The following is a 9,574-nucleotide window of genomic DNA, read 5'->3' as shown; positions in this document are numbered from 1 at the left end:
GGACAACCCGCGCCGCTTTTTTGTGGAACAGATTCCCCATGGGCGGCGATTCCCGGGATCGAAAATAGTAGCCAACGGCAAAATGTTCGCTTAATGTTCCCCTCACGCCAGGCACGAAGGGGGGCACCAATGATTACAGGAAGTTGCTGCTGCGGGGCGGTTGAGTTTCAGTTGAAATCAGAGCCGTCGATGATGGGAACGTGCCATTGCTCGCGCTGCCGCAAGGTCGGGGCAAGCACGATCGTCTTTGTCAAAAAAGCCGATCTTGTATGGGTGAAAGGTCAAGAGCAGGTCACGCTCTACAGTCCGGACGCGCCCTACAAATATGGTCGGTGCTTTTGCAAGATCTGCGGGACATCTCTGGGTGAAATTCTGTCCGACGACGACAGTTTCCCGATCGCCGCCAACGTCCTTGATACCCCGCTACCGATCCAGAACCAGTTCCACGAATTCGTATCGGAAAAGCCGGACTGGCTGATGATCTGCGACAACGCTCGGCAATCAGATGGGCACCCGTCCTAGGCCCGAGACGTGCCGCAGTCGCCGGGCACGTTGTCCGGCCGTCCATCCATCCGTTTGGCATAGAAGACACGCGCCTCGCCGGGCGGGTAATCGTCGATCCGGCCGACGCGCTGATACCCGAGCGCTTCGTAGAAGGCGGGGGCCTGAAATGTGTAGGTGTCCAGCCAAATGCCCGTCATGTTGCGTTGGCGGGCCTGCTCTTCGACACGCGCCATGAGCGCGCGCCCCACCCCGGACCGCCGGGACCCGGGGTCTGTCGCAAGGAGTTCGACAAAACACCATGCCACCCCAAAGACCGCAACCAAGGCGCCAGTCACCTTGTCCCCTTCGCGATGCTCAAAGAGCACCTTGTCATTCTGAAAGTGATGACCGGCCGCGGCGGCATGTTCGCTCAACCAGTCGATAACCTGCGCTTCGCCGCGCTTTAGCGCCATGGCGTCGTTGGTCATGGATATGGTCGGTCCATGTGGCATTTGTGTCCCCTTTTCCGAACATACCAAGCCAGATCTGCGTCGCGGTCAAGGCAGAGCCGGTTTGCTGTTAAACCTGTGACCTCGACACCAACGAAGCGCCATTTCGGGCGGTCCAGCCCATCATGTACGCGGTCAAGGCGCTGGCAGGCCGGGGCCGATTGACCAAAGGCACCTGTGCAAAGCGTGCCAAAAAACGATAGGTGCGTGCCCATTGGAACTGGCTGCCCGATCAGCTGGATGTCAGCGCCCCTTTCCCTTGGCGCGCCCATTGGGTACACCGGCCCAAACAGAAGCTTCACAGGTGTTCTATGGCCGACAACAAGTTCGTTTACTTCATGGATGGCGTGTCCAAGACATATCCCGGCGGCAAGAAGGTGTTTGAAAACATCCGCCTGAACTTCCTGCCCGGGGTCAAGATCGGTGTCGTCGGCGTGAACGGCGCCGGTAAATCGACGCTGCTCAAGGTGATGGCGGGGCTGGACAAGGATTTCACCGGGGAAGCCTGGGCGGCCGAGGGCGCCAAGGTCGGCTATCTGCCGCAAGAGCCGGAATTGGACCCGTCGCTGGATGTGCGCGGCAATGTCATGCTGGGTGTTGCTCCGAAAAAGGCGATCCTGGACCGGTACAACGAACTGGCCATGAACTATTCGGACGAGACCGCCGAAGAGATGGCCAAGCTGCAGGACGAGATCGACGCGCAAAACCTGTGGGATCTGGACGCACAGGTCGACATTTCGATGGAAGCACTGCGCTGCCCACCAGACGAAGCAGATGTCACCACCCTGTCAGGTGGGGAAAAACGGCGGGTGGCACTGTGCAAGCTGCTGCTGGAAGCGCCTGACATGCTGCTGTTGGACGAACCGACCAACCACCTGGACGCCGAAACCATCGCCTGGCTGCAACAGCACCTGATCGACTACAAAGGCACCATTCTGATCGTCACCCACGACCGCTACTTCCTGGATGATATCACCGGCTGGATTCTGGAATTGGACCGTGGCCGGGGCGTGCCCTACGAAGGCAATTATTCCAGCTGGTTGGAGCAGAAAGCAAAGCGGCTGGAACAGGAAGCGCGCGAGGACAACTCCAAGCAAAAAACGCTCGAGCGCGAACTGGAATGGATGCGCCAGGGTGCCAAGGCGCGCCAGTCGAAACAGAAAGCCCGGATCGACCGCTACAACGAATTGGCCAACCAGTCCGAGCGCGAAAAGATTTCCCGCGCCCAAATCGTCATTCCCAACGGGCCGCGCCTGGGCAGCAAGGTGATCGAGGTCGACGGCCTGAAAAAGCATATGGGCGACAAACTGCTGGTCGAAGACCTGAGCTTTTCGCTGCCGCCAGGTGGAATTGTCGGCGTGATCGGCCCCAACGGTGCAGGTAAAACCACGCTGTTTCGCATGCTGACCGGGCAGGAACAGCCCGACGAAGGCACAATCGAATACGGCGACACGGTCAAGTTGTCCTATGTCGATCAGACGCGCGACGATCTGAAAGACAACGAAACTGTGTGGGAAGCGATTGCCGACGGTCAGGACATCATCAAACTGGGTGACGCCGAGGTGAACGCGCGCGCCTATTGCGGGGCGTTCAACTTCAAGGGCGGCGATCAACAGAAAAAGGTGTCGCTGCTGTCAGGTGGTGAACGCAACCGCGTCCATATGGCCCGTCTTCTGCGCGAGGGCGGCAATGTGCTGCTGCTTGACGAACCGACAAACGATCTCGACGTTGAAACCCTGCGGGCACTTGAGGACGCGCTGGTCGATTTCGCCGGCTGCGCCGTGGTCATCTCGCACGACCGTTTCTTCCTTGACCGGATTTGTACCCACATTCTGGCCTTTGAGGGCGATGCGCATGTGGAATGGTTCGAAGGCAACTTCGAAGACTACGAAGAAGACAAGAAACGCCGCCTGGGCGCCGACGCGCTGGAGCCAAAGCGGATGAAATACAGGAAGTTCACGCGGTAACAGCCATTCAGACGCCTACGGGCGCCTTTGTTACACCCGGCCCATAGTTGGCCGGGTCGCGCACGGGTCAAATTCCGCCAGCGCAAAGGTGCGGAAAACGTGACAGATCGCCTCCGCGCCGTTACCGTGTTCCCATGCCCCTGTCTTTCACCATAAACTGCCCCGACCATGAAACCGCGTCAGAGATCGCCGATGCGCTGCTTGGTCAGCACTTGGTCGCTTGCGCCAACATTCTGCCCGCGATTGAAAGCCGGTATCATTGGAAGGGTAGGATCGAGCGAACGCGCGAGTTTCCGCTTGTGCTCAAAACCAGCGAAGAACTTGGCGACAAAGTCGAGCGGGCCGTGCGCGCCCTGCATCCCTATGAAACCCCTCCGATTTTGCGCGATACCTTTTGTGCCAATGCCGACTACGAAGCATGGATCGCCGCCGAGACCCTTTCCGAATAAGCTTGCTATTTGATCCAATAGGGCTCATATGGGCCGTGCTACGTTACCTCTTTCGACCCTACTGTTCTCCTTTTCGGCCACAGTCCTCGATCGATCGCTGACTGAGCCGGGCTGCCACAATCTCGTGGGCAGCACCAAACAGGAGTAAACACGATGGCCAATGGCACCGTGAAATGGTTCAACGCAACTAAAGGTTTCGGCTTTATTGAGCCCGAAGGCGGCAGCAAAGATGTGTTCGTGCACATCTCGGCCGTGGAACGCTCGGGTCTGACAGGCCTGAACGACGGTCAGAAAGTCACTTTTGACCTGGAAGCAGGCCGTGACGGCCGCGAAAGCGCTGTGAACCTGGCCCTGGCCTAAGCCAGCCGGATACGAAAGGGGCGCGCGGACACCCGCGCGCACCGACCATCCCACGCAAACGTGGCTTGAACTTCCTGCCCCCAGCGCTTCATCATGACACACCAGATGAAAGACGGGGAGCACCATGTCCTACACATTCACACGCACCATCGACGGCAGTTTCGAAGATGTTGACGCGCGAACTCGCGCAGCGCTGGCCGACCATGGCTTTGGCGTGCTGACCGAAATCGACGTGGCCGCCACCATGAAAAAGAAGCTGGACCGCGAGATGCCTGCCTATCGCATCCTGGGCGCCTGCAATCCCGGCATGGCTTGGCAAGCGATTGAACTGGAACCGTGCATCGGTGCGATGCTGCCCTGCAACGTGATCCTGCGCCAGACCGACACCGGCGTCGAGGTATCTGCAGTCGATCCTGCTGCATCCATGCAGGCCGTTGACAACGACGCGCTGCCCGCTGTCACCGCGCAAGTGGGCGAAATGCTAAAAAAGGCGCTGGATGCGATTTGAACGCAACTTTGATGGTGGCAGTGCGTTAAGCTTTCAATATGTTGCGATACCCGCAGCCCTTGATCTTTTGTAAGCATGGATTGACCCAACTTGACCCGCCCGATCCAAGTCACCGGCCTGATCGCCGCATTCGCAACTCTTGCAGGCCCAACCTTGGGATTCGAATCGCAGTTGCGCGGGGCCATGACCGATAGTGTCGAAGCCTCGGTGCGCGCCAGTTCGCGCGTTTTGGCAGCGCGGCGCGAAAATGTGACCAGTCCGCAGGACATCATTACTGCCGCCCAGTCGGATTATCGTCAGATCACCGCCGCGCTCTATGATGCGGGCTACTACGGCGGAACCGTCAATATCCAGGTCGATGGGGTCGAAGCGGCGGCCATATCCCCCTTGAACGTCCCCGCCCAGGTTTCGACAGTCACGCTTACGGTCGATGCCGGCGCGCGCTTTGCGTTCGGCCGCGCCAGCGTCACCCCATTGGCCCCAGGCACCGACCTGCCCGACGGGTTCGCGCCGGGCCAAGCGGCCGAATTGACGGCCATCAAACAGGCATCCAGTATCGCCATCGATGGATGGCGCGCCGCGTCACACGCCAAAGCCAGCGTCGGCGCACAGCGCATCGTCGCGCGCCATCCCTCAGCGCAGCTCGATGTCGATCTGCGGATTGTTCCTGGCCCGGCACTGGCGTTCGGCCAGATCGAATTTTCCGGCAGCGATACCGTGCGTAACGAACGCCTGGCCCAGATCGCGGGCCTGCCCATCGGCCAGCCGTTTTCCCCCCAAGATCTGGAAACCGCGGCAACGCGGCTGCGCCGGTCCGGTGTGTTCCGCTCGGTCGCCCTTCGCGAGGCAGACACGCCAAACGCCGACGGCACGTTGGACATTTCCGCGCAACTTGTGGAATACAAACCGCGCCGATTTGGCTTTGGCGCCGAGATATCCTCGTTCGAGGGCGGCACCCTGTCCGCCTATTGGCTGCACCGAAACCTGTTTGGTGGCGCCGAACGATTTCGCGTCGATGGCGAGGTGTCTGGGTTGGGGTCAAACACCGGAATAGACTACGCGATAACGACCCGCATCGCCCGCCCGGCGACCTTTTGGACGGATACGACCGCCTACATCGAAGCGAACATCGCGCTGTTGGACGAGCCGGACTATTATTCAAGGCAAGCCGGGTTTGAATTCGGATTAGAGGCGATCATCACGGATGATCTGACCGCAAGCGCGGGCTTGGGGTATCGCTATTCTGACGTGCGCGACGATCTGGGCGAACGCACATTTTCGCATATCGTTTTCCCATTGTCCCTGGCTTGGGATCGGCGCGATAGCGAGGTCGACGCCAAGAATGGCACCTATGTACAGGCAGACGGGCTGCCCTTTGTCGGGATGAGCGGTTCGGCGACAGGCACCCGCGCCTATGCAGATGCGCGCGCCTACCGGGGTTTTGGAACAGATGACCGGTTTGTTCTGGCGGGCCGGTTGCAGGTCGGATCGGTATTCGGGGCAGGCTTGGCCGACACGCCACCTGACCTGCTGTTCCATTCGGGGGGCGGGGGCACGGTTCGTGGTCAGCCCTATCAGTCGCTCGGCGTTGATCTGGGCGGCGGCGACCGCGTCGGCGGGCGTAGCTTTCTAGGCGCCTCGGGCGAAGTGCGTGCAGAGGTTTGGGACAACGTCTCGGCCGTGGCGTTTTACGATGTCGGCTGGATCGCAGAAACGTCTGTGCCCGGCGACGGGTCGATGCACGCGGGCGCCGGGATCGGGGTGCGCTATGCCACGGGCATCGGGCCGATCCGACTGGACATGGCCAAACCGGTCGCCGGGGATACCGGCAACGGCTACCAGATTTACGTGGGGATCGGGCAGGCATTCTGATGCGCAGACTATGGATTTACGCCACCGTTTTTGCCGCGGCACCGGTATTGGCGCAAGACACGACAGAACGGGACCGCTCGTACCTGACCGGGCTGATCGAAGATGCCCTTTCCGGCGTAGGGCGTGAGGTGCGGATCGACGGGTTTCGCGGCGCGCTCAGCTCGACCGCGCGGTTTGACAGCCTGACCGTGGCCGACGACGAAGGCGTCTGGATTACCGTGACCGATGGCACATTGCAGTGGGACCGAAGCGCGCTTTTGGCCGGTGCGATTGACATCAGCGAAATTACCGTCGGACAGGTCGACCTGCCGCGTCTGCCTGTAGCGCAAGACACCGGGCCCGCCCCCGCCGCGCAGGATTTCGAATTGCCCGACCTACCGGTCAGCCTGAAACTGGATTCGTTGAATATCCGTCAGGCCAACCTTGGCCCCGCATTCCTGGGCGAAGACGTCCAGTTGGCGATCGAAGGCAGTGCACAATTGGCCGGCGGCGAAGGCCAGGCCGCGCTGACGATGGAGCGCACAGATGGCGAGCAGGGCACCATCGCCCTGTCCGGCGCCTTTGATAATGCCACCGAGGTGCTGCAGGTGCAGCTGAACATGACCGAGGGCCCGGACGGGCTCTTTGCCAATGCAGTCAGCCTGCCGGGCAAACCGGCGATTGAATTCATTGCCGATGGTCAGGGACCGCTGGGCGACTTTGCTGCGGATATCGCGCTGGCCACCGACGGCGTCGAACGTCTGGGCGGCACGGTCCGCGTGGCGGATGTGCCCACGGATCCCACCCAGAGCACATCCGACAGCACCGGCGAACCCGCGCCCAAGGCCCGCCGGTTCGCCGCAGATATCTCTGGGGACATCCAGCCCCTGTTCCAGGCGGATTACGCCCGCTTCTTCGGCCCGGACACGCAGTTCCGCGTCATCGGTGAACAGACAACGGACGGCGATATTTCCCTATCCAACCTATCCATTACGACCGACGCACTTCAGGTTGCCGGCCGGGCGGACCTGGCGGCAAGCGGGCTGCCCCGCGCTTTTGTCCTGACCATTGACATGGGCGGCGAAGGCCCGGTTCTGTTGCCGCTGTCGGGCCCCAAAGCATACGTGACTCTTGCCAGACTAGAGGCCCATTACGATGCCGCTCAAGGCGACGAGTTTTCCGTTGACGGGGTGGTTTCGGGCTTTTCTCGCGATGATATCGCGGTCGACCTGGCAGTTCTGTCCGCAAGTGGCACGATCTCCGAGCTGTTCGAGACGGCAGACAACGCAACCCGCGTCAGTGCGCAGGCCGGGCTGGACCTGGTTGGCCTGACCCATGAGGACGCGGCGCTGCAACAGGCGCTTGGCTCGGGGGCGACACTGGAATTCGGGGCGCGCTGGCAATCGGGCCAGCCGATCCGGTTCGAGGACCTGGCGCTTGATGCGGGCGATATCGGGGTGACCGGCACGGCGGCAATCGACGGGTTCGACGATAACTTCCAGACCACATTCGACGTTCAGCTGCGCGTCAATGACCTTGCGCGCCTGTCTGGCGTTGTGGCCCTGCCGGGGCTGTCCGGCAGCGGCACGGCAAGCGCTGTGGGTGATTATGCGGCGCTGACCGGTGCCTTCGATGCCCAGGTCGCGCTAGAGGCACAAAGCCTTCGCACCGGCATCGCGCAGGTTGATGCCGTGACGGGCGCGCAGACGACGGTCGCTTTGGATGCGGCGCGCGACAACCAAGGTACAGTTCTGCGCGCGCTATCGCTCGACAGTGTTGCGAGCGCGGCCAACGTGTCTGGCCGGATCGACGCCACCGGCGGCACCTTTGACTATCGCGCGCAGATCGACAATCTGGGACGGATCGCCGACGGGATCAGCGGACCGGCTTCGATCAACGGGACCGCTTCGGCCGCATCGGGACTGGAGCGCTGGCAGATCGACGCCGATGCAACCGGCCCGGGCGACACCACCGCAGCGCTGAGCGGCAACGTGATCGTGTCGCCGTCCCTTGTTCTGGACCTCAGCGCAGCGGGCACCGCCCCCCTGGCGCTGGCGAACAACTATTTGTCAGAGATGTCCATTCAGGGCACTGCGCGATATGATTTGACCATCGCCGGCGCACCATCCTTGAACGCCGTGACAGGCACGATCGAAACGTCGGGCGCGCGCCTGGCCCAGGCGTCGCTCGGGCAATCCCTGACGGAAATTGACGCGACTGTCCAGATTGCGAACGGCGCGGCCCAGACCACATTGTCGGCCAAACCGAGCCGTGGCGGGCGAATTTCGGCAAACGGCACATTGGGGCTGGAAGCGCCCATGCCTACCGACCTGCGCATCGACCTGATCGGCGCCCGGTTCGAAGACGGCAAACTCTATAGCACCCGCGTGGACGGACAGTTGAATCTGACAGGTCCGCTGCAAGGCGGTGCAACTCTGGCAGGCACGCTCACGCTTGATGCAACGGAAATCGCCGTGCCATCCGGCACGATGAGTTCCAGCGGTTCGGACATTCCCGAAATAACCCATGTCGGTGCGCCCGACGCGGTGACGCGCAGCCGCAGCCGAGCCGGCCTGATCGAGACGGGCAACGGTGGGGGGGCTTCAAGACCGATTGGTCTGAACATCCGCATTGACGCCCCGAACCAGATTTTCGTGCGCGGCCGTGGGCTGGACGCCGAACTGGGTGGCGGCCTGCGCGTCACGGGCACGACAGCTGACGTCATTCCGATCGGTCAATTCGATCTGGTCCGCGGGCGGCTGGATATTCTGGGCAAACGTGTCGAACTGGATGAAGGCAGTTTGTCGCTGCGTGGTACACTCAATCCCCGCCTGTATCTCGTGGCCTCGACCGAGGCAGACGACGCCACGGTCACCATCACACTGGAAGGGCCGGCCGATGATCTTGACGTTTCATTTGCGTCCAGTCCCGAACTGCCCGACGACGAAATTCTGGCCCGGTTGTTGTTCGGCAAAGGCGTCACCGAAATTTCCGCAGTGCAAGCCGCGCAGCTTGCTTCAGCCGTCGTCACGCTGGCGGGCAAGGGCGGTGAAGGCGTGGTTGGGAACCTTCGCCGCAACTTCGGACTGGACGATTTGGATGTAACCACGTCAGACGAAGGCACAGCTGAACTTCGCGTGGGCAAGTACCTGTCGGATAACATCTATTCGGATGTCACCGTCGACAGCGAAGGCAATTCCACCATCGAACTGAACCTGGATATCACCGAAGATATCACCGCACGCGGGTCATTGGGATCAGACGGGACAACCGGCATCGGCGTGTTTTTCGAGCAGGACTACTAAGCGTAGTTGGTGGAGCCGATCGGGATCGAACCGACGACCTCGTCATTGCGAACGACGCGCTCTCCCAACTGAGCTACGGCCCCACGCCATCCGAAATGGAACACCACACTCTGCTTGTCAAGATTGCGGTGATCGCGCCGGC

8 protein-coding genes and 1 tRNA gene are annotated in these 9,574 nt (G+C 61.3%); 7 read left to right on the top strand and 2 right to left on the bottom strand.

The features are described 5' to 3' along the window. Positions 1-129 precede the first annotated feature (129 nt). The gene (locus ACP2AV_RS15360) at positions 130-522 is read left to right on the top strand and encodes a GFA family protein (RefSeq protein ID WP_426373654.1); all 393 of its coding nucleotides are present in this window, start codon (positions 130-132) and stop codon (positions 520-522) included. Here the strand turns inward: ACP2AV_RS15360 and ACP2AV_RS15355 are convergent. Next, positions 519-995, bottom strand: coding sequence for a GNAT family N-acetyltransferase (locus ACP2AV_RS15355; RefSeq protein WP_426373653.1), 477 nt, complete (start codon positions 993-995; stop codon positions 519-521). The genes ACP2AV_RS15360 and ACP2AV_RS15355 overlap by 4 nt on opposite strands. 308 nt (positions 996-1,303) lie before the next feature. On the opposite strand from ACP2AV_RS15355, the gene ettA reads away from it, so the two are divergent. The 6 genes from ettA to ACP2AV_RS15325 all read left to right on the top strand — a co-directional run bounded on the left by ettA (position 1,304) and on the right by ACP2AV_RS15325 (position 9,432). Next, positions 1,304-2,959, top strand: a complete 1,656-nt coding sequence (gene ettA, locus ACP2AV_RS15350; RefSeq protein WP_426373652.1) for an energy-dependent translational throttle protein EttA — start codon at positions 1,304-1,306, stop codon at positions 2,957-2,959. Between the two features lie 134 nt (positions 2,960-3,093). After that, positions 3,094-3,408 carry a divalent-cation tolerance protein CutA gene (cutA, locus tag ACP2AV_RS15345; protein ID WP_426373651.1) on the top strand — a complete coding sequence of 105 codons (315 nt, stop codon included), beginning with the start codon at positions 3,094-3,096 and terminating at the stop codon, positions 3,406-3,408. 153 nt (positions 3,409-3,561) lie between these two features. Next, on the top strand, positions 3,562-3,768 hold the full coding sequence (locus ACP2AV_RS15340; RefSeq protein WP_426373650.1) for a cold-shock protein: 207 nt from the start codon (positions 3,562-3,564) through the stop codon (positions 3,766-3,768). A gap of 124 nt (positions 3,769-3,892) precedes the next feature. Next, entirely contained in the window at positions 3,893-4,276 is a 384-nt protein-coding gene (locus tag ACP2AV_RS15335) for a DUF302 domain-containing protein (RefSeq protein ID WP_426373649.1), read from the top strand. A 90-nt stretch (positions 4,277-4,366) separates the two neighbouring features. Then, positions 4,367-6,148 carry an autotransporter assembly complex protein TamA gene (locus ACP2AV_RS15330; protein ID WP_426373648.1) on the top strand — a complete coding sequence of 594 codons (1,782 nt, stop codon included), beginning with the start codon at positions 4,367-4,369 and terminating at the stop codon, positions 6,146-6,148. Beyond that, on the top strand, positions 6,148-9,432 hold the full coding sequence (locus ACP2AV_RS15325) for a translocation/assembly module TamB domain-containing protein (protein WP_426373647.1): 3,285 nt from the start codon (positions 6,148-6,150) through the stop codon (positions 9,430-9,432). The genes ACP2AV_RS15330 and ACP2AV_RS15325 overlap by 1 nt, the downstream gene beginning before the upstream one ends. Before the next feature lie 7 nt (positions 9,433-9,439). Here the strand turns inward: ACP2AV_RS15325 and ACP2AV_RS15320 are convergent. Beyond that, positions 9,440-9,515: transfer RNA gene (locus tag ACP2AV_RS15320), tRNA-Ala, on the bottom strand. Between the last annotated feature and the right edge of the window lie 59 nt (positions 9,516-9,574).

Origin of the sequence: Aliiroseovarius sp. PTFE2010 (assembly GCF_049943335.1) — a bacterium.
In the GTDB taxonomy this organism is placed as follows: Bacteria; Pseudomonadota; Alphaproteobacteria; order Rhodobacterales; family Rhodobacteraceae; genus JBNFVY01.
Note: the sequence above shows the minus strand (reverse complement) of the source record. Positions and strands in the feature narration are given on the sequence as shown.

Excerpts from the sequence above, each read along its gene's own strand:
- cutA (WP_426373651.1), top strand. The coding sequence starts at position 3,094 with ATGCCCCTGTCTTTCACCATAAACTGCCCCGACCATGAAACCGCGTCA.
- ACP2AV_RS15355 (WP_426373653.1), bottom strand. The coding sequence starts at position 995 with ATGCCACATGGACCGACCATATCCATGACCAACGACGCCATGGCGCTA.
- ettA (WP_426373652.1), top strand. The coding sequence starts at position 1,304 with ATGGCCGACAACAAGTTCGTTTACTTCATGGATGGCGTGTCCAAGACA.
- ACP2AV_RS15335 (WP_426373649.1), top strand. The coding sequence starts at position 3,893 with ATGTCCTACACATTCACACGCACCATCGACGGCAGTTTCGAAGATGTT.
- ACP2AV_RS15340 (WP_426373650.1), top strand. The coding sequence starts at position 3,562 with ATGGCCAATGGCACCGTGAAATGGTTCAACGCAACTAAAGGTTTCGGC.
- ACP2AV_RS15360 (WP_426373654.1), top strand. The coding sequence starts at position 130 with ATGATTACAGGAAGTTGCTGCTGCGGGGCGGTTGAGTTTCAGTTGAAA.
- ACP2AV_RS15325 (WP_426373647.1), top strand. The coding sequence starts at position 6,148 with ATGCGCAGACTATGGATTTACGCCACCGTTTTTGCCGCGGCACCGGTA.